The sequence below is a fragment of the Enterococcus sp. AZ170 genome (genome assembly GCF_050545135.1).
Taxonomy (GTDB): domain Bacteria; phylum Bacillota; class Bacilli; order Lactobacillales; family Enterococcaceae; genus Enterococcus_L; species Enterococcus_L ureilyticus.
This window is the reverse complement of the sequence record NZ_CP172947.1, coordinates 1,696,428-1,716,075: the sequence shown is the minus strand read 5'-3', so window position 1 is coordinate 1,716,075 and position 19,648 is coordinate 1,696,428. Positions and strand designations below refer to the sequence as shown.

General features: G+C 34.8%; 16 protein-coding genes. 6 read left to right on the top strand and 10 right to left on the bottom strand.

Going from position 1 to position 19,648, the window contains the following annotated elements:
• Nucleotides 1-10: 10 nt before the first annotated feature.
• The 5 genes from parC (at nt 11) to IGJ55_RS08290 (ending at nt 7,909) form a co-directional block, all read left to right on the top strand.
• The gene (gene parC, locus IGJ55_RS08310) at nt 11-2,482 is read left to right on the top strand and encodes a DNA topoisomerase IV subunit A (RefSeq protein ID WP_430608085.1); all 2,472 of its coding nucleotides are present in this window, start codon (nt 11-13) and stop codon (nt 2,480-2,482) included.
• A 287-nt stretch (nt 2,483-2,769) separates the two neighbouring features.
• Nucleotides 2,770-5,016: a formate C-acetyltransferase gene (pflB, locus tag IGJ55_RS08305; RefSeq protein ID WP_069641389.1), complete on the top strand. Its 2,247-nt coding sequence runs from the start codon at nt 2,770-2,772 to the stop codon at nt 5,014-5,016.
• A 65-nt stretch (nt 5,017-5,081) separates the two neighbouring features.
• Nucleotides 5,082-5,846: a pyruvate formate-lyase-activating protein gene (gene pflA / locus IGJ55_RS08300; RefSeq protein ID WP_207120344.1), complete on the top strand. Its 765-nt coding sequence runs from the start codon at nt 5,082-5,084 to the stop codon at nt 5,844-5,846.
• A 96-nt stretch (nt 5,847-5,942) separates the two neighbouring features.
• Nucleotides 5,943-6,869: a manganese-dependent inorganic pyrophosphatase gene (locus tag IGJ55_RS08295; protein WP_430608084.1), complete on the top strand. Its 927-nt coding sequence runs from the start codon at nt 5,943-5,945 to the stop codon at nt 6,867-6,869.
• A 104-nt stretch (nt 6,870-6,973) separates the two neighbouring features.
• Nucleotides 6,974-7,909 carry a DUF1803 domain-containing protein gene (locus IGJ55_RS08290; protein ID WP_429949808.1) on the top strand — a complete coding sequence of 312 codons (936 nt, stop codon included), beginning with the start codon at nt 6,974-6,976 and terminating at the stop codon, nt 7,907-7,909.
• An 86-nt stretch (nt 7,910-7,995) separates the two neighbouring features.
• On the opposite strand, the gene IGJ55_RS08285 is transcribed toward IGJ55_RS08290, so the two are convergent.
• Nucleotides 7,996-8,535, bottom strand: coding sequence for a DUF2179 domain-containing protein (locus tag IGJ55_RS08285; protein ID WP_100630374.1), 540 nt, complete (start codon nt 8,533-8,535; stop codon nt 7,996-7,998).
• Between the two features lie 189 nt (nt 8,536-8,724).
• Here IGJ55_RS08285 and cls point away from each other — a divergent pair, with 189 nt between their 5' ends.
• Nucleotides 8,725-10,185 (top strand): cardiolipin synthase, encoded by a 1,461-nt coding sequence (cls, locus tag IGJ55_RS08280; protein WP_069641384.1) that lies wholly within the window; start codon nt 8,725-8,727, stop codon nt 10,183-10,185.
• 863 nt (nt 10,186-11,048) lie between these two features.
• On the opposite strand, the gene IGJ55_RS08275 is transcribed toward cls, so the two are convergent.
• The 9 genes from IGJ55_RS08275 to IGJ55_RS08235 form a co-directional block, all read right to left on the bottom strand.
• Complete coding sequence (locus tag IGJ55_RS08275) at nt 11,049-11,849, bottom strand: alpha/beta fold hydrolase (RefSeq protein ID WP_430608081.1); 801 nt, start codon at nt 11,847-11,849, stop codon at nt 11,049-11,051.
• A 50-nt stretch (nt 11,850-11,899) separates the two neighbouring features.
• On the bottom strand, nt 11,900-12,349 hold the full coding sequence (locus IGJ55_RS08270; RefSeq protein WP_242551084.1) for a nucleoside deaminase: 450 nt from the start codon (nt 12,347-12,349) through the stop codon (nt 11,900-11,902).
• 33 nt (nt 12,350-12,382) lie between these two features.
• Complete coding sequence (locus IGJ55_RS08265) at nt 12,383-12,859, bottom strand: GNAT family N-acetyltransferase (RefSeq protein ID WP_083244426.1); 477 nt, start codon at nt 12,857-12,859, stop codon at nt 12,383-12,385.
• 102 nt (nt 12,860-12,961) lie between these two features.
• Entirely contained in the window at nt 12,962-14,305 is a 1,344-nt protein-coding gene (locus tag IGJ55_RS08260) for an FAD-dependent oxidoreductase (protein ID WP_069641382.1), read from the bottom strand.
• A gap of 231 nt (nt 14,306-14,536) precedes the next feature.
• Nucleotides 14,537-15,760, bottom strand: coding sequence for an amidohydrolase family protein (locus IGJ55_RS08255; RefSeq protein WP_430608079.1), 1,224 nt, complete (start codon nt 15,758-15,760; stop codon nt 14,537-14,539).
• Nucleotides 15,761-15,786: 26 nt separating this feature from the next.
• Nucleotides 15,787-17,142 carry a citrate transporter gene (locus IGJ55_RS08250; RefSeq protein WP_430608077.1) on the bottom strand — a complete coding sequence of 452 codons (1,356 nt, stop codon included), beginning with the start codon at nt 17,140-17,142 and terminating at the stop codon, nt 15,787-15,789.
• 278 nt (nt 17,143-17,420) lie between these two features.
• Nucleotides 17,421-18,356, bottom strand: coding sequence for a homoserine O-acetyltransferase MetA (gene metA / locus IGJ55_RS08245; RefSeq protein ID WP_430608075.1), 936 nt, complete (start codon nt 18,354-18,356; stop codon nt 17,421-17,423).
• 190 nt (nt 18,357-18,546) lie between these two features.
• On the bottom strand, nt 18,547-18,615 hold the full coding sequence (locus IGJ55_RS08240; RefSeq protein WP_430608141.1) for an LPXTG cell wall anchor domain-containing protein: 69 nt from the start codon (nt 18,613-18,615) through the stop codon (nt 18,547-18,549).
• 342 nt (nt 18,616-18,957) lie between these two features.
• Nucleotides 18,958-19,599 carry a YczE/YyaS/YitT family protein gene (locus IGJ55_RS08235; protein ID WP_069641377.1) on the bottom strand — a complete coding sequence of 214 codons (642 nt, stop codon included), beginning with the start codon at nt 19,597-19,599 and terminating at the stop codon, nt 18,958-18,960.
• Between the last annotated feature and the right edge of the window lie 49 nt (nt 19,600-19,648).

The window sequence follows — 19,648 nt, the reverse complement described above, 5'->3', positions numbered from 1 at the left end:
AGTGACGAATTTGGAAAAACGCCAAGATATTCAAGAATTAACACTTGAAGAAGTAATGGGCGATCGTTTTGGAAGATATTCCAAATATATCATTCAAGAACGTGCCCTACCAGATATTCGTGATGGGTTAAAACCAGTACAACGTAGAATTTTATTCTCCATGAACAAAGATGGTAATACGTTTGAAAAAAGCTTTAGAAAATCCGCTAAATCTGTCGGAAATATCATGGGGAATTATCATCCCCATGGTGATAGCAGTATTTACGAAGCGATGGTGCGCTTAAGTCAAGACTGGAAACTTCGAGAAGTTCTGATCGAAATGCACGGAAATAATGGGAGTATGGATGGGGATCCGCCAGCTGCGATGCGTTATACAGAAGCTCGTTTATCTGAATTAAGCGGCGAGTTACTGAAAGACATCGAAAAAGAAACGGTCGATTTTGTTTGGAACTTTGATGATACGGAAAAAGAACCTACTGTTTTACCAGCGAAATATCCTAATCTACTAGTCAATGGTTCTACAGGGATTTCAGCAGGGTATGCAACGGAAATTCCGACACATAATTTAGCAGAAATCATCGATGGTACGATTTATTTGATTGATCATCCTAATGCAACCTTAGATAAACTACTGGAATTCATTCCAGGACCTGATTTCCCAACAGGTGGTATCTTACAAGGAAAAGAAGAAATCAAAAAAGCCTATGAAACAGGTCGTGGAAAAGTGATTCTGCGCTCAAAAACCAGAATCGAATCTTTAAAAGGCGGCAAACAGCAAATTATTGTGACCGAGATTCCTTATGAGGTCAACAAAGCTACCTTAGTTAAAAAGATGGATGAAGTTCGCTTAAATAAAAAAATCGACGGTATTGCTGAAGTTCGCGACGAGAGTGACCGTACAGGCTTACAGATTGCTATCGAATTGAAAAAAGATACCAACGCTGAAGGGATTCTAAATTATCTTTTCAAAAATACCGAGCTTCAAATCAATTATAATTTCAATATGGTTGCAATCGATAATATGACCCCCCAACAAGTTGGGTTAAAACGAATTTTAGACAGCTATATTGCTCACCGTAAACAAGTGATCACAAACCGAAGTCAATTTGAACTGAACAAAGCCAAAAAACGGCAGCATATTGTTGCAGGCTTAATCAAAGCGTTGTCAATTTTAGATAAAGTGATCGAAACAATACGCGGTAGTAAAGATAAAAAAGATGCGAAGATGAACTTAGTGAAAGCCTACGCCTTCACAGAGGAACAAGCTGAAGCCATTGTAACATTACAATTGTATCGTTTAACCAATACAGATATCACTCAACTTGAAAAAGAAGCTGATGAGCTAAATCAGCTCGTTACTGAATTAACTAAAATCCTAAGCGATGAAAACGAATTATTCAACGTAATGAAAAAAGAATTGCGTGAAGTCAAAAAACAATATGGCAATCCTCGCTTAACTAAGATCGAAGATGAGATCCAAGAAATCAAGATTGATACCAAAGTTTTGATTGCCCAAGAAGATGTAATTGTCACTGTAACTCATGAAGGATACATCAAACGCAGTAGCTTACGTTCCTATAGTGCATCAAAACCAGAAGAAGTCGGGATGAAAGAAGGAGATTTCCTTCTTTATACTGGTGAAGTCAACACATTAGATCATATTTTATTAATTACAAATAAAGCCAATGTGATCTATCGACCAATCCACGAACTTCCAGATCTAAGATGGAAGGAAATAGGAGAACATATTTCTCAAGCCATTTTAAATCTTTCAGTAGATGAATCAATCATCGCTGTTTATACTTACAAAGAACTTTCACCAACGAAAACGTTTGTCTTTATGACAAAAGAAGGTATGATCAAGCAAAGTAAGATGACTGATTTTGAACCTTGGAGAACCTATAAGAGTCGTCCAACTAACTGTATGAAATTGAAATCTGATTCCGATGAAATCGTAAATGTTTACCTAACGAATGAACAGAAAGTTTTAGATGTCTTTTTAGTTAGTCATCGTGGTTTTGGCTTACGATATCCACTAGACGAAGTACCCGTAGTGGGCGCAAAAGCAGCAGGTGTCAAAGCGATGAATCTAAAAGATCAAGACTATGTAGTCAATGGATTGCTTGTTCATGAAGACGGAGATACACCGATTGTGATTTTGACTCAACGAGGAAGCATCAAACGGATGCTTGCCCAAGAATTACCGCAATTAGGTCGTGCTAAACGTGGCCTAATGGTTCTTAGAGAATTGAAAAAAAATCCCCATCGTGTAACCTTTATGTCAGAAAGTAGCCCGTTAGAATTATTAGTTACGACACAAAACGGCAAACAATACACACTTGATTCTGAAAAGTATCCAATTAATGATCGAACATCCAATGGTTCTTTCATGCTTGATGAAAAACAAGACGGTGAAATTTTAGAAGTTCATGAAATGCATACTGCTGAATTAGAACAAAAATCAGCAGAAAATTCTAATTAAACAAGTAAGCTGTTCTATAGAATTAGCAAAAAGAGGTTTCTGTACTAGTACAGAAATCTCTTTTTATATTACAGATTTCTTACTATTTATCTTTTTATATAATAAATTAGTTAAATACATCACAAAGATAAAACGCTGTTAAATAGGTTTTTCTGATGGATTTTAATGAAAGAATCGCTAATTAGCTCAAAAATTATTAAGGAAAGGCTTGCATAAAAACGACTATGTGTTATACTAATCACATAAAGCTGTTACAATAGATTTCAGCATACTAAGGAGGCCCCAAAATGGAGCAATGGAAAGGCTTTAAAGGCGAAAAATGGCAAACATCAGTAGACACGCGTGACTTTATTCAAAGAAACTACACTGAGTACACAGGTGATGATTCTTTTCTAGAGCCAATCGCACCTAGCACAGACAAGTTATGGACAAAATTACAGGAATTATTTGAAGTACAACATGAAAAAAATGGCGTGTACGATATGGACACAAATATTCCTGCAACAGTAACTTCTCATGAACCTGGATATTTAATCAAAGAAGAAGAAACAATCGTAGGTTTACAAACAGATGTACCATTGAAACAAGCATTCATGCCTTTTGGTGGCATTAACATGGCTAACAACTCTTTGACTTCAAATGGTTACGAAGTAGACCCAGAAATGTCTAAGATCTTTTCTGAATGGAGAAAAACTCACAACCAAGGTGTTTTTGATGCCTATACTCCAGAAATGAGATCCGCTCGTAAAAACAAAATCATCACAGGTCTTCCAGATGCTTATGGTCGTGGCCGTATCATCGGTGACTATCGTCGTATTGCATTATATGGTATGGATTTCTTGATTACTGAGAAGAAAAAAGACTTAAGTAATACTGGTAATAAAGTAATGACAGATGACGTGATTCGCTTAAGAGAAGAAATTTCTGAACAAATCAGAGCGATGGCCGATCTTAAAGAAATGGCTTCAACTTACGGTTTCGATATCTCAAAACCAGCAGCAAACGCTAAAGAAGCAATTCAATGGTTATACTTTGGTTACTTAGGTGCCATCAAATCACAAAACGGTGCAGCGATGTCTATCGGACGTATCTCTGCATTCTTAGATATCTATATTCAACGTGATTTAGAAGCAGGTGTGATCACTGAATTTGAAGCACAAGAAATGATCGATCACTTAATCATGAAATTACGTATGGTTAAATTTGCTCGTACACCTGAATACAACCAATTATTCTCAGGTTATCCAATTTGGGCTACATTATCAATCGCTGGTATGGGCTTGGATGGACGTTCATTAGTAACTAAAAATGATTTCCGAATCTTACACACACTAACAAACATGGGTCCATCTCCTGAACCTAACTTGACTGTGTTATATTCTTCACATTTACCAGTTGGATTTAGAACGTTTGCCTCTAAAATCGCAAAACAAAGTTCATCTATCCAATTCGAAAATGATGACTTATTACGCGCTAACTGGGGATCTGACGACTGCGCAATCGCATGTTGTGTGTCTGCAACAGTGATGGGTAAAGATATGCAATTCTTCGGTGCTCGTGCGAACTTAGCAAAAGCGGTTCTTTACGCAATCAACGGTGGTGTAGACGAAAAAACTAAAATGCAAGTAGCTCCTAAATTCCGCCCGATGACAGGTGATACTTTAGACTATAACGAATTCATTGATCGTTATAAAGATATTATGGATTGGTTAGCTGAATTATATGTAAATACTTTAAATGTTATCCACTATATGCATGATAAATATTCTTATGAAGCAGCACAATTAGCCTTCATGGAAAGCAACTTACAACGCACATTTGCAACTGGTATTGCAGGGATTTCACATGCTGCTGACTCAGTAATGGCAATCAAACATGGTAATGTACAAGTAATTCGTGACGAAGATGGTTTAGCAATTGATTATGTTCCTCAAAATGAGTTCCCAACTTATGGTAACGATAATGAAGAAGCAGATGCAATGGCTAACTGGATTCTTGAATACTTTATGACTCAAATCAGACGTCAACATACGTACCGTAATGCGAAACCTACAACATCACTATTAACAATCACTTCAAACGTTGTTTACGGTAAAGCAACTGGTAACACACCAGACGGACGTCGCGCTGGTAAACCATTAGCTCCTGGTGCTAACCCAAGTTACCAAGATGGTAAATTCTTAGGTGAGAAAAATGGCCTGTTAGCATCACTTAACTCAACTGCTAGATTAGAATATACAAGTGCATTAGATGGAATTTCTAACACACAAACTATCAATCCTAATGGTTTAGGTAAAGACGATGATACAAGAATCGATAACTTGCGTAACGTAATGGATGGCTACTTTGATAAAGGTGGTTATCACTTGAACGTTAATGTATTCACAAACGAATTATTGTTAGATGCACAAGCTCATCCGGAAAAATACCCGAACTTAACAATCCGAGTATCTGGATATGCCGTGAAATTCCGTGATTTAACTCCTGAACAACAAGCAGACGTTATTTCAAGAACTTCACACGACAGACTATAATAAACAAACAATTGAAGGGTTGACCTCGTGTCAGCCCTTTTTTTAAAAGAAATGAGGAACGAACAATGACAACTCCAGTTATCGGTAGAATTCACTCTACAGAAAATTTTGGGACCGTTGATGGACCCGGTGTTCGATTTATCGTATTTACACAAGGGTGCCGCATGCGCTGCCAATTTTGTCATAACCCAGATACTTGGAAAATTGGTTCTGGTGGACGTGAAGTCACAACTGATGAAGTTTTAGATGAAGCAATTAAATATCGTTCTTATTGGGGGGAAAAAGGTGGGATCACTGTCAGTGGTGGCGAACCATTACTTCAATTAGAGTTTTTAACTGACTTATTTAAAAAGGCCAAAGAAAAAGGTATACATACGACAATCGATACTTGCGGCAAACCATTCACAAGAGAAGAACCTTTTTTTAGTGAATTTGAAGAATTAATGAACTATACTGACTTGTTGTTATTTGACATTAAACATATTGATAATGAACAGCACAAGTTACTAACTTCATTAGGTAATGAAAATATTCTCGAAATGGCTCAATATCTTTCTGAAATTGGCAAGCCTGTTTGGATTCGTCACGTTCTAGTTCCAGAGCGTAGCGATTATGATGACTATTTAATTCGTTTAGACACCTTTATTAAAACTCTGAAGAATGTCGATAAGGTTGAAGTGTTACCGTATCATACAATGGGTAAGTACAAATGGGATGAATTAGGTTTACAGTATCCATTAGATGGGATCGAACCACCTAAAGAAGAACGCGTAGCAAATGCGAAGAAACTGCTTCATGTCAATGACTATCAAGGATATGCAGCAAGATAGTTTAGAAAAATAGAAAAGAGCGACAATTATTGTTGTTTCTTTTCTATTTTTTGTTATTATTAGTAATGAAGAAAAAATAAGGAGTGAATTAAAATTATGTCAAAAATTCTTGTTTTTGGACACCAAAATCCTGATACAGATGCAATTGGAGCAGCAATTAGCTTTGCATATTTACAAAAAGAACTAGGGAAAGATACAGAACCAGTAGCATTGGGTACACCTAGCGAAGAAACACAATATGCATTAGACTACTTCAATGTCGATGTGCCAAGAATCGTAGAAAGTGCTGCAGCGGAAACAAATCAAGTAATGCTTGTCGATCACAATGAATTTCAACAAAGCATTTCAGATATTTCTGAATTAAATATCCTTGCAGTCGTTGATCATCATCGTATTGCAAATTTCGAAACAGCAGATCCTTTGTATTATCGTGCCGAGCCAGTAGGCTGTACAAGTACGATCGTCTTAAAAATGTTTAAAGAAAACAATATTACTATTCCAAAACAAATTGCCGGAATGATGGTATCAGCAATCATTTCAGACACTTTATTATTCAAATCACCAACCTGTACTCAAGAAGATATCGACGCAGCCAATGAGCTAGCAGACATCGCAGACATCAATTTAGATGGCTATGGTTTAGATATGTTAAAAGCTGGTACGAATTTGAGTGATAAATCAGCTGAAATATTATTAGATTTAGATGCTAAAAGTTTCCCAATGGGCGATAAAAACGTTCGTATCGCTCAAATCAATACAGTTGACCTAAATGAAGTACTAGACCGCCAAGCAGAACTAGAAGCTGCAATGAATAACGCAAATGCTGTAAATGGTTATGACCTGTTCGTATTGATCATTACAAATATTTTAAACAGCGATTCTGAGCTATTAGTTATCGGAGATTCAATTGACAAAGTAGAAGCTGCTTTCAACGTGAAACTAGACAACAACCGTACGTTCTTGAATGGTGTCGTTTCTCGTAAAAAACAAGTTGTTCCTCAATTAACTGAAGCATTTAGTTAGAAAGTTACATTTGATTTAGCCTTTTAAATAAAACTACAGGTGGCGTCTTAATTACTCCAGCTGTAGTTTTATTTTATTTAATGTACAGAAAGAGTGAGTGGACCGTGACAAATACGACCTATTATTTTTCAGCAAAAAAATTTGATAGCAAGTTTGATAACATTATTTTCGATCCTTTATTCAAAAAAATAGTGCGTTATCTTTTTGATCATAAAGATACAGAAATTATTTTACGCCAAATAAAAGCAACTATTCCCACTGATGACAACATAGAATTATATTTAGATAAATTAATCAAGTATGGTCTAGTGGAACGAAAAAATAGAAGATATACTTTAACATTTCCTATCTATTCCACAGAAAAAAATATACAAATTCCTCATTCAATAATAAATACATTGCAAATCCTGACAAATGAAAGTACCTTACAAACGAATTATTTTATTTTTGGGCAATGGTTATGGAGGTTGTTTTTTGAAGAAGAACAAAAAGAATATTTTTTTGGCGTTGTATCTTCTTCAGATAATTTTCCACTTTTTCGCAAAAGAGAGGCAGGAAACAGCGCATTACAATTTGTCTCTATATACCAAGACGACTTGATTCCATTAGACTTTGCAAACTATTTCAACATACTCTCAAAAAGACAAGTACTTCCTGAACAGTTTAATCAGTTACAACGTCTCATTGGCGATGTGGATATCAATTATTTTATCACTCAAATTCAAAAAGTGATTCGATCCGTTAAGCGAAATCCATCTAGAGTAAGAAAACAAACTATTTTCGAAGAAGCGCTGTTAACAACGGAAGATCTGCTAAGAGGTGCGGATGGGCAATTATCATTAACAGCAGTTTGTTTGGATGCTATCGAAATTTTAAGAGAAACCCAACATACTTTGGATAAACTAAAAGTAGAATTGAACTTATTGTGGGGAACAATTGAAGATGTTAATCAACGTGAATATTATAAAATGCAATGCTATAGTATTCTCTTTACTACTTGTTTTCCAGATCAGAAATCTATTCAGTATTTCAAGTTTTAAGTTACAATAAATTTATTATGTAAACTTTAAACTTGAAACTCAACTAACGTCTCTTGATGTATTAAAAGTGAAGAGACGTTAGTTGATTAGGTATTTCTTTTACGAACCTTCTTAGTCCAAAAACCACCGGAAATAAACTTAGGTTCATACGAGATAATAAAAGCTCTAGGCTCTTTTTCATTGATTAGTTTATAAAGGCTACGTTCATTTTTGCGCGGTGAAAGAATCTCTAATATCATCCGTTCGCCCTCACGACCTTCACCAAAGCTTTGTGTGACACCATACCCATGATCACGTAAAATTTCCGGTAAATTCAGTTGCTCAGTGGAAGAGGGTAGGATGGCTGTAACCATGATATAACCCAGGGCCAAATAATCTTCGATTTTGATGCCCACACTAATCCCAACAGCGTACCCTAAAGCATAAACAACCAAATTTAGTGGATTATCTAAACGATTAAGAACCATGCTAAGGCCTAAGACATAAATAGTTATTTCAGCCATACTAACTAGTGGCGCAATCAAACGATACCCTTTCATAGTCAGCATAAAACGGATCGTATTTAACGTAATATAAGAAAAGTTAACTACAAATATTGTAAGAAGCATTTTGATATCCATTTTTATTAATCCCTCTTTTCCAAGTATCAGCATATTATAGTACAAGATTGGAAGAATTAGAATAGGGAAAGCTAAAATTAAATGAAATCGTTGAATACTGATTACCAACTTTTTAGCTATCGTTATTTGTTGGATGAATCAATAGTTTTTGCTATAATCAATATATTACGTAATTTAAGGGAGAAATGAAATCTGATGCAAATTTTTATCTTCATACTTGTTGGTTTATTGTTATTAAATACAACAGCAGCACTGATCACTGTTTTTAGGAAACCACGAAGTATTTCAAGTGTTTTAGCGTGGATTATGACGTTATTATTTTTACCTGGGATTGGCTTTATCATTTATATATTTTGTGGCAGAGGAATCAATGGGCAAAAAGTTTTTAACCTAACAGCCCATGACAAAGAAAAAATTTCTGAAATCAAAAGAATGGTTGATCAAGATAATCTAAAGTCTGACGGAAAATTAGATATCAATTTATTAACCGATGCACGTGTCCTGAATAAATATTTTAGAAATATGGATGCATCACCACTAAGCAAACGAAATAGTTTAAACATTTATACTGATGGCAAAGAAAAATTTGAAGCTTTATTTGAAGATATTCGCCAAGCTAAAGAAACCGTTCACGTTGAATACTATTCTTTTTTTAACGATCGCATTGGTAATCAGTTTTTAGACATATTAGGAGAGAAAGTCAAAGAGGGAGTATCTGTTCATTTGATCTATGATCCGTGGGGATCTCCAGGAGCAAACAAGAAATTTTTTGCCTCATTTGTTGCTTTAGGTGGTAAAGTAACTCCCTTTATCACCTCGAAGAATATGATCAGTAAAACTCGCTTAAACTATCATTTGCATAGAAAAATCGTTGTGATCGATGGTAAAATAGGGTGGACTGGGGGATTCAACGTTGGAGACCAATATTTAGGTGATAGTAAAAAATTTGGCTATTGGCGTGATACGCATATTCGCTTAGTCGGAACTTCAGTCTTTTCACTTCAAGAAATTTTCATTATGGACTGGAATGCTTCGGTTCAGCTTCAAACAGATAAAATGGATTATTTAGAAAACTATTTTCAGATTGCTGAAGATCATGAATTAGGCGATTTGTCATTGCAAGTTGTTTCAGATGGCCCAGACTCTGAAGAAGAAATTTTGAAAAGCGGTTTTATTAAAATGATTTTATCAGCTGAGAAATCCGTTTGGATCCAAACGCCGTATTTGATACCTGATGATAGTATGATCAATGCCTTATTGATTGCCGTTCGCTCTGGTATTGATGTTCGAATTATGATCCCATGCATGCCAGATCATCCATTTATTTATCGTGCTACACAATATTATGCAAATTATCTGCATAAACGAGGAATCAAGATTTATATGTACGAGAATGGTTTCCTGCATGCTAAAACGATGATTATTGATAATGAAATCTGCATGGTCGGGACAACCAATCAAGATATTAGAAGCTATGCATTGAATTTTGAAGTGAGTACATTTATTTACGATACACGAATTGCTTGGAAATTAACTCAAATAGTTGAACAAGATATGGCCAAAAGCACCTTGTTGACCGATAAAATTATTCAAGAACAGTCTCATTGGTTACGATTTAAACAAAACTTTTCAAGATTGTTATCCCCAATTTTATGAGATGAAAAGCTAATAAGATACGATTCATTATCTTCTTTTCATAATCGTGTTATTGATAATTTATGTATTTATGTCTATATTTAACGGTTCTGTCATAACATTTTAAAACGAAAAATAACCATCTGTGAAAATAGACGTGATGGTTATTTTTCGTTTTGTTCGTGAAGGTGATAGGATTCATTTTATTATTTTCTATTCTAGTTGACATAATATACATTATACAAAGTAGTTAGAGTTCTAATTCTTTAGCCTTTCTGGTATTTCGATTCATACGTAATAACATCCCCTCTGATGCTAACCTAGAATCTTCCGATGTACTGATTAGACTATAGAATGTAGTAACCATAAACTTTTATCACTTTCATCTTATTCCAATCATAGGAATAACTCCAAAAACAAGAATATTTTTTTAAAATACGATTCCCCTTATACAGGTTGAAATTTATTTTATATCATTACAGATTAAAAAAGACCATAAGGCAACGCCCATAGGCTAGTATAGTTTTTATTCTATAGTTTGGGTCACTTCATTTAATTGCTTGTTGATTTGTTCTACAGTTTTTTTCTTTAGTTTTGATAAATTATAGCTCTTTATTAGATTAGTTTGCCACAACAAGCTGTTTATTTTTATCAAAAAATTCGAAAAAAAACTATATTTATGATAGGAAAACAGTCTTTTAGGTATATTTATTTATTTCCTATAAAACGAGAAACGGATGCAATTATGTGATACTGATTACCAAATGGTGCTTTAGCACTTTAGTCATAGGTCGGTTGAGTTCGTTAAACTATGTCATAACGTGCACGACTGGCAGCCAGTATCTATCTAGTTTTCAGTTCTTAAAACAGGGTATCAAAAATATTTAATCTACAACCCAAAAACGTTTGAGCTGCTCTTTAACTTGCTTCCGTTCATCTATCTGTAAATTATGTCCAGCCGTTTCAATAATAATAAAGCTACCTTTTGAAAACATACTTCTATAGTTTAAAATATCTTGAAAGCCAACTGTCATATCTTGTGCTCCTAAAATAATCAAGCTGTCACATTCAATAGCATCAGCTAAAAGACTTTTTTCGAAACTTAAGCTATACCCACTCTCTTGAAAAGACTTTTGAAAATCATGATCACCAATGTTGAGTCCGCAATAAATTTCATTGATGTACCTTTCATATCCCTCTTCGGTTACATTGACAACTGAATGCTTATATTGATCGAAAATAGGGTTATTAGCAATCTCAAATGAATGGAGTTGTTTTGATGGTTTCTCTGGCAATGTCCGATCTGCTGAATTTGCTTTTATAACGGGAGCTAATAAGACTAAACTTTTTACTTGATTGGAAAGCTTCTTCATCATCCCCAAGCACAGATAGCCACCGTAAGAATATCCTAGCAATGAGAATGATTGATTACCGATAAGAAAATCTAAGAATTCCAATAAACTAGTAACTAAATCATCAGCATTGATCATTTTAGTCGGAGTAGGCGACTGTCCCATCCCTGGTAAATCAATATAAATTCGCTGATACTTATTAGGATCGATAGATTCTTCGACAATTCCCTTCACCCCCCTGTGATCAATTGAAAAACCGTGAAGAATGAGTAAAGGATGTCCCTCACCAATAATTTCATAATAAAGTTTTATATTTTCATTCGCATAGTACATTGAGTTTTCTACTCCTAACCTTTGTGATTTCTTTAGATTGAAAAAGTTTTTTATAAATGCCTTGTAAAATAGTCTTTTATTTTATCGAGCATAAAATTTTCAATCAGTTGAACGTGATGAATGTCTCTACCTTGTTCAAGAATAGTCCTACATTTAATAAACGACCAGTTTGGTAAAGAACCTTTAAATCTTGGATCATTTGCATAAACGATACCATCAAGACCAGCCCAAACAGCTGCTGCAGAACAAAGCGGACAAGGTTCAAAAGTGGAATATAGCCAGTATCCTCTTGGTAAACTGGCTGTTTCTAGAATTTTACAAGCACTTCTAATTGCATTGATTTCAGCATGAGCTGTTGGGTCATGATCTTCAGAAACTGTTGTTTTTCCAGTAGTGATGATTTCCATTTTTTCATTTACTATAGCTGCATAAATGGAGTGATCCTTCCATTGTCTGTTGATTATTTCATTCATGATTTTATGGCTTGGATGTTGATTCATAACTGTAACTCCTTTAAAATAAACAGACGCTTTTCAGTTTATTTGTTTAGACATGCTGATATCAGTTGCTACAAACCCTGTTTTTTCATATAAATGAATAGCTCCCTCATTATGAGCAAAAACGTGTAAATCAATTTGTGAAACGTCCATCTCTTTGGCTTTTTCTTCTAGACAAGCAATGGTTTGTCTACCATAACCTTGATTCCTAAATTCATCAAATATGATGAAATCATAAATAAAGAATTTTGAGTCTTGCAACGTTTTATTGATATGAACCCACAAAAAACCAACTTTTTCATCAAGAGCGTCCTCTTCAATCGAATAAAGATACTCATTATTAGTATCCTTGCCTTTTGGTAAAAGCTCATTAAAACTTTTTGTGGCTAATGAAATTGCGTCGGCTTCATTCCAAGTTCCTGCTATGATTTTATCTTGAGCATAGTCTTTAATCGCAAATGATAAGTATTTTTCAAAATCAGTTACAGTCATTTTTTTTAATTTAATTGCCATTATTTTATCCACCAATTCTAGTTATTTTCTAAATCATACCATTTTTGAAGATATAAAAAAAGTCTACAGAAAATTACTTCTCTGCAAACTTTTTCAAATTATTTATTGTTCATTTTTCAAAGCTGTTAGGGCAGCTGTATTAATGATATTCCAAGGTTTATCAAATGAGGGTTGGAAGAAAAAGTCAGCATAAGCTAAGTCTTCAATCGTCATTTTCGCCTTGATTGCAAGTGAAATCGCATTGATGTTCGCTGTTAAGTCAGCTTTTGACATCAACTGTGCCCCAAGAATTTGGGTTGTTTCAGGATCATATACTAATTTAAACCAAGCCTTTTGTTTATCCGGGTTGAAATCCATCAAATAATCTTCAACAACTAAAGTTGATTTAGTTGTTTTATTTAACTTCTTAGCCATTTCTTCATTGATTCCTGTTGAAGCAAATTTATAGTCAAAAACAGCTAATCCAGATGATCCTTGAATACCAGGGAAAGGTTTTACTGGCGCCAGTAAATTTTTCACTGCAAATCGTCCTTGCTTTCTAGCATTGGTTGCTAGAGCAATGTTGACTTCTGTTTCACCTGGATTATATTTTATCAATGTTGCATCTCCGACAGCAAAAACATCAGGAGCGCTTGTTTGCATGTACTCATCTGTTTTGATTAGTCCATTAGGATGTAGGTCTAATGTATCTTTCAACCAACCTGTATTAGGGCGGACACCCACTGCTACAACCACAAGATCAGCATCATACTCGGCTTTATCAGTTACTACCTTATTGACTGTTCCCTCACCTTTGTAACTTTGAACTGTTTCATTTGTTACTACATTGATATTGTTCGCTTCCATTTCTTCTGTTAACACATCAGTAAACTCTTTGTCTAAATAAACGCCTAACGGTCGGTCTAAAATATCAATAACCGTTACGTTTTTACCAGCTTTAGCAAATGATTCGGCCGCTTCAATACCGATATAGCCACTTCCGATAACAACAACATTATTGATAGTTGGATCAACTGTTTTTGCTTTTAATTTGATTGCCCATTTTCTGCCGCGCATTAAGTAAATATTTTCTAGATCTTTACCAGGTACATCTAATTCGAATGGAACTGCTCCTGGACTGATAATTAATTTATCATAGTTTTCAATACGCTCGGTATCTGTTAATAAATCTTTGACCACAACTTGATGAGCATCTGTTTTGATTGCAGTGATTTCTGTATTTGAAAAAACATTCACACCTCTGCTTTCCATTTTTTCACCAGTCATATATCGAACTGCGTTTACATCTTTTACTTTTCCTTCTAGATAAAGCTGCATACCACAAGATAAGAATGAAATAAAATCTCCCTTTTCGTACCATTGGATTTCTGCATCTGGGTGTAGATTTAATAATTCTTCAACAGCCTCATAACCTCCATGCGATGAACCTAAAACGATAACTTTCATTTCATATACCTCCAATATTATTTATTATATAATAAAGAGTATCATATAAAGGTATGAAATAACAAGTGATTTGAGTGATTATTCTCAATTAAATACTTTAATTGAGAATAATCGGGAGTATCTGAAAATAAGTTTACATAATATAATTATTGTTACTTCGTTAAATGAAAGTTTAGAAAAACAAAAAGCTAATTTTTTTCTAATGCTCATAAGATTGTTGTTTGTTCATGATTATTTAAAAATAGTCACTTCTTTTTTTACTTCAACTGTGATCTTTCCGTTTTTTATTACATAATTTCGTTCAGGAATATCGATGATCGCATCGGCCATGACTTTCGTATCTAACAAAACTAAATCCGCATTATTACCAACTTGAATACCATAATTTGAGAGTCCAATTGCTTTTGCTGGATTCTCTGTGATCATAGGTAAAACGGTTGGTAAGTCATCTGCGCCCCCTAGATGTCCTACAGGAATGGCTAACATTGCGATCTGCATTAAATCACCATTTCCATAAGGTGTAAATGCATTACGAATATTATTTGTTGCCAGGCAAACGTTAACACCTGCATCACGGAGTTTTCTGATAGGAGTCACAGCTCTTCTAACATTGTATGCATCATTTCTAGCACCTAAATGTAAATCTGTTGCTGGTAAAGCCATCACGCTGATTTGTGCTTCAGACATCAATACTAAAATGTCCTTTAACCGCTCAGGTTTCAAAGCATGAAGTGCGGTTAAGTGTCCTACAGAAACTCTCCCTTGATAGTTTTCAGTAATTGTTTTCTTGCACAAGTATTCTATTGAAATATCTGTGGCTTCGTCACTAAAATCTTGATGTAAGTCAATATCTTTATCATATTTCTTAGCAATCTCAAAAACTAAATCGATATGTTTATCCGCAGGTGCATCATTATAGGGGATGCCGCCGACAACATCAGCCCCCATTTCCATTGCTTCATACATCATTTTTTCTGTCCCGGGTGCTTTAAAAATTCCTTCTTGCGGAAAAGCGACAACTTGCATATCGATTAGATCTCGATACTCTTCCTTTAGTTTCATAATTGTTTTAAATCCGGAAAAGCCTTGAGCTGGATCAAATTCTGCGTGTGTTCTAACAGCGGTCACACCATGAGAAATAATCATTTCCAAAGCAGTTTTTGCTCGAAGATAAATATCAGTTTCAGTAAATGTTGGCTTTAAAGCAGCTGTCACTTTGATTGCTTCTTGTAAAGTCCCTGATTTATTTGGTTTTCTATCTGCAATCAGCGCTTTATCTAAGTGAATGTGACTTTCTACTAAACCAGGTATCAGAACTCGGCCTTGAGCTTCAATTACTGTGACAGCCTTATCCGTTAAATCTCCTGAAATAGCAACAATTTTTCCGTCTTTAATCCCTACATCCTGTAACTCTTCATTATCACTTAATCTTGCTTGTTTGATCAAAATATCCATCTTGCTGCACCCTCTCTATTTTTAAATTAAATGAAGAAACCTATACCGATTAATAAAACAGCGGCCAAACTGATCCATTTAATATTTCCTTTTACTACATCTAAAATTGGAATTTGAAAACCAGAAGATAACGCTTGCATCGTGATGTTGACAAAACTCATCTGACTTCCTAACCCTACGCCAACTGCAACTAATCCCAGTCCGATAGAAGAAAAACCTAAAGAAACAGCCACAGGTAACACAAGAGTCAACACTGACCCTACATATGCGCCAGCTGGCACTCCAATTAAGATGCCGGTTAATATTGCAACTGGTACCATGATCATTGTCGGTGCAGCATTAGCAATTCCTGCTATAACAGCAAATGTACCTGTTTGAGCAATGATGTTAATAAAGGCTAGGAAAATTCCAACTTGGAATAATCTTGTCAAAATATAAGTAGAACCATCTACCATCGCTTCCACTGATTGATTCAGCGTGAAATCAGAACAAACAAAAATCAACGCTAGTGTCAAGACCATATAGACTAATGGTGTTAATAGGGGGAATCCAACGAAATCATTAACCACAGGCCCAAAAATGACGGCAAATAGTAAAAATATGGCCGGTATGGTTAATTTAAATAGAGCATTATTACTCATAGTTCCATACTCATCGTCGGTATTTTCTTTAAAACCAATCTTCCGCCGCTTCGTTCCCCAGAATGCTAGAATAATAGCTAACGCACAAAATAGCAGCCAGATCGGACGCATATCCGAAACGTACTTAGCTACACTAAAATCGCCTAATTTGGAAACAATACTTGATTCTAATGATGCTGGAGAGGTTGTAAATGAAACTGCTGCTGCCAATGACATGGCAGCGATCAACTCTGGAACTGCTCCAACTGCTACAAAGGCCAATGGAGCAATCACCATTGCACTACCACCACCAATGCCAGACATATAAGTCGCTGCAGCTAGTAAAATCACAATAAAAGCTGAGACATACTCAACTTTTCCTTTTGTTCCCCTTTTTGCTAAAGTTAAAGCCGCCGAGTATCCACCCGATTTAAAAACGGCCATTGCAATGGCCGAATTGATAATTGGTACAGTAATACCAAGCATTGTAGGAATCGTTTCTAATAGTTGCTTATTGGCTTGCTCTAATCCGATTCCACCGATAATCATAGCCAATACACCACCAACAAACCCGGCAATGATCATATCTATTTTCATAAACAATAATACCAAAACTAAAATTAGCGGGATGACTACAATCACAGCTTTTATTCCTGTAGGCGCAGTAATTTCGCCAATTTCTTGTGCAAATGCGGGTATAAATGAAAAAAGAAATAGAGCTGAAAGTAATAGCCCACTTAAAAATCTTTTAGGTATTTTCATAATTATTCCTCCAACTTTGGCTAATTAGGCTCACTTCATTTTTAACAAGTAATAATTGCTCATTTGAAATCAGTTTTTTCAAATTGTATCTCTAATAAATAACTATTAATACTGCCTCCTCTCTCCTTCATATAATACGTTCATTTTTAAAAAAAAGGAACGAGAATGCTTCTATAATTTATAAGATCAAAAAAAAGTAACGTTCCCATTTCACCTTTATAGCAATAGCAAAAAAATAACTGAAACAAAATATGAATTCTATCTTGTTTCAGTTATGCCTATTTCCTATTTTTTTCTTCAAGTAATTCAGTTAAATCGTAAGGTGTATTTTGATAAACTGCATAATTTAACCAATTAGAAAATAACAATGAAGCAGCCATGTGCCATCGTAATTTTGGTTGATCAGCTAGGTTATCATTTGGGAAATAATTTTTAGGGAGCCTAGGACTTAACCCTTTTTGTTGATCACGTTTAAATTCTTGTTCTAAAGTTTCACGATCATATTCTAAATGCCCAGTTGCATAAAATGCGCGATTATTTTTATTTCCAATTAAAAAAATTCCAGCTTCTCTTGATTCAACCAAAATTTCTAGTTCTTCTATCCTATCTACATCACTTCGTTTAATTCCAGTATAACGCGAATGAGGAGCATAAAATATATCATCAAATCCTTTCAAGATACTCCACGTATGGTTCAATACATCATGTTCAAATATTCCTGTTAGTTTTTGATTTAGCAGATACTTGTCAATCTTATGATGATAATACAATCCAGCTTGTGCTCCCCAACAAATATGAAATGTTGAAAAGACATGGGACTTACTCCATTCAAAAATTTCTTGTAACTCGTCCCAATAATCAACTTGCTCAAAAGGGATCTGTTCAATTGGAGCACCTGTAATAATCAAACCATCGTAGAATTCATTTTTAATTTCTTTAAATTGATGGTAAAAACGGTTCAAATGCTCGCTAGATGTATTTTTTGTTTCGTGACTACTCATATGCAAAAATTCGACATTGATTTGTAATGGTGTATTACTTAAGAGTCTCAAGAGCTGAACTTCCGTCTCATCTTTTTTTGGCATTAAATTTAAAATTAAAATTTCTAAAGGGCGAATATCTTGATGCATGGCCCGATCTTCGTCCATTACAAAAATTTTCTCTTTCTCTAATACTTTAATAGCAGGTAGCTCTTTTGGAACGCGAATCGGCATACGTATATCCTCCCTTTCTGTTTGTCTACTTTCATTTTACGATAGAAAACAGTAAAATGGAAGATTCTTTCTGAGAAAACGATAAGTAATCTTTTAATAATAAAATTTTACCTTAAAAAACATGAGGCAGGAGATAACTACCACCTCATGTTCCAACTTTTAGAAAGAAAACTTGTTATTTTTTGCATTGTTATTCTTCTTTATTTTTACGTTTGAAGGTGAAGAATACAAATAATCCTAATAATAAGGCACCCACCATTCCCCAATTATTCACAATTTCTCCGTTATTAGGAAGATTTTTTTTGTGTAGCGTTTAGGTTTTACAAACCAGTACTTCCATTATTTCCTAAGTTTCCGCCGTTGCCAGTTCCATCAGCAGGATCAGCCGGTAGTTTAAAGTTAGCTGGTTCACTTTGGTTACCCTCACTATCTTTTTGCAATTGCAAAAAGATAGTGAGGGTAACCAATTGGAGTTTCGATAATGAAACGACCTGTTCAACACAAAGCGAGTTATAAAAGAATAAAAAAGCCTTCAAAAGTTAGGTTTTTCAAGTCTAACTTTTGAAGGCCACTACAGAATCAAAGTTTCTGATAGACTTTTTTACACTTTGTCTTTAATACTTTTTTCAATTATTGGTTCACTAACGTTTTTATTCCAAAAATCAATCAGAGGACCTGTGAAAAAGGCATTAATTATTGTTCCTATTCCCACTGGTCCACCAAAAATAAAAGCTAGTATAACAAAAATAATATCTTGTATTACCCTCACCACTCGATAAGATGCTTTTGTCCGCTCGACTATAATTGGTGCAATAGCGTCATAGGGGGCATTTCCTAATTTAGCAGACATGTAAAACGATGCGCCAAAAGTAAAGATGATGATCCCGACTATCAGCAATAAACTTTGGGAAAAAACATTGATTTTGATTGGAATAAACGTTGTATAAATCCAGGTATAAAAATCGATGAAAAAACCTGTCAGCACCATGTTGATTACTGTTCCAATCCCAATATACTGCCGTCCAAAAATAAAAACGAGCACCAATATAATGATGTTGACGATCAATTGATAGACACCGAGTGATAGCCCTAAAACAGATCCGATTCCAATATTCGCTGCTGTATATGGATCTAGCCCAACTTGCCCGATTCGTAATGTTGCAGCACCAAATGCTAAAATTGCCACTCCTATGAAAGCATAAAGAGAGCGAAAGACCAGTTCTTTTGTTCTTTTTCTTTTCATTTTTCACACCTCATTTAATTTTACTTTTTAAGCATCTCAAATAAATGCT

What these genes read in the sequence shown, in the direction of transcription:
- pflB (WP_069641389.1), top strand. Translation starts at nt 2,770, where the DNA reads ATGGAGCAATGGAAAGGCTTTAAAGGCGAAAAATGGCAAACATCAGTA.
- pflA (WP_207120344.1), top strand. Translation starts at nt 5,082, where the DNA reads ATGACAACTCCAGTTATCGGTAGAATTCACTCTACAGAAAATTTTGGG.
- IGJ55_RS08295 (WP_430608084.1), top strand. Translation starts at nt 5,943, where the DNA reads ATGTCAAAAATTCTTGTTTTTGGACACCAAAATCCTGATACAGATGCA.
- cls (WP_069641384.1), top strand. Translation starts at nt 8,725, where the DNA reads ATGCAAATTTTTATCTTCATACTTGTTGGTTTATTGTTATTAAATACA.
- IGJ55_RS08275 (WP_430608081.1), bottom strand. Translation starts at nt 11,849, where the DNA reads ATGTACTATGCGAATGAAAATATAAAACTTTATTATGAAATTATTGGT.
- IGJ55_RS08270 (WP_242551084.1), bottom strand. Translation starts at nt 12,349, where the DNA reads ATGAATCAACATCCAAGCCATAAAATCATGAATGAAATAATCAACAGA.
- IGJ55_RS08265 (WP_083244426.1), bottom strand. Translation starts at nt 12,859, where the DNA reads ATGGCAATTAAATTAAAAAAAATGACTGTAACTGATTTTGAAAAATAC.
- IGJ55_RS08260 (WP_069641382.1), bottom strand. Translation starts at nt 14,305, where the DNA reads ATGAAAGTTATCGTTTTAGGTTCATCGCATGGAGGTTATGAGGCTGTT.
- IGJ55_RS08255 (WP_430608079.1), bottom strand. Translation starts at nt 15,760, where the DNA reads ATGGATATTTTGATCAAACAAGCAAGATTAAGTGATAATGAAGAGTTA.
- IGJ55_RS08250 (WP_430608077.1), bottom strand. Translation starts at nt 17,142, where the DNA reads ATGAAAATACCTAAAAGATTTTTAAGTGGGCTATTACTTTCAGCTCTA.
- metA (WP_430608075.1), bottom strand. Translation starts at nt 18,356, where the DNA reads ATGCCGATTCGCGTTCCAAAAGAGCTACCTGCTATTAAAGTATTAGAG.
- IGJ55_RS08235 (WP_069641377.1), bottom strand. Translation starts at nt 19,599, where the DNA reads ATGAAAAGAAAAAGAACAAAAGAACTGGTCTTTCGCTCTCTTTATGCT.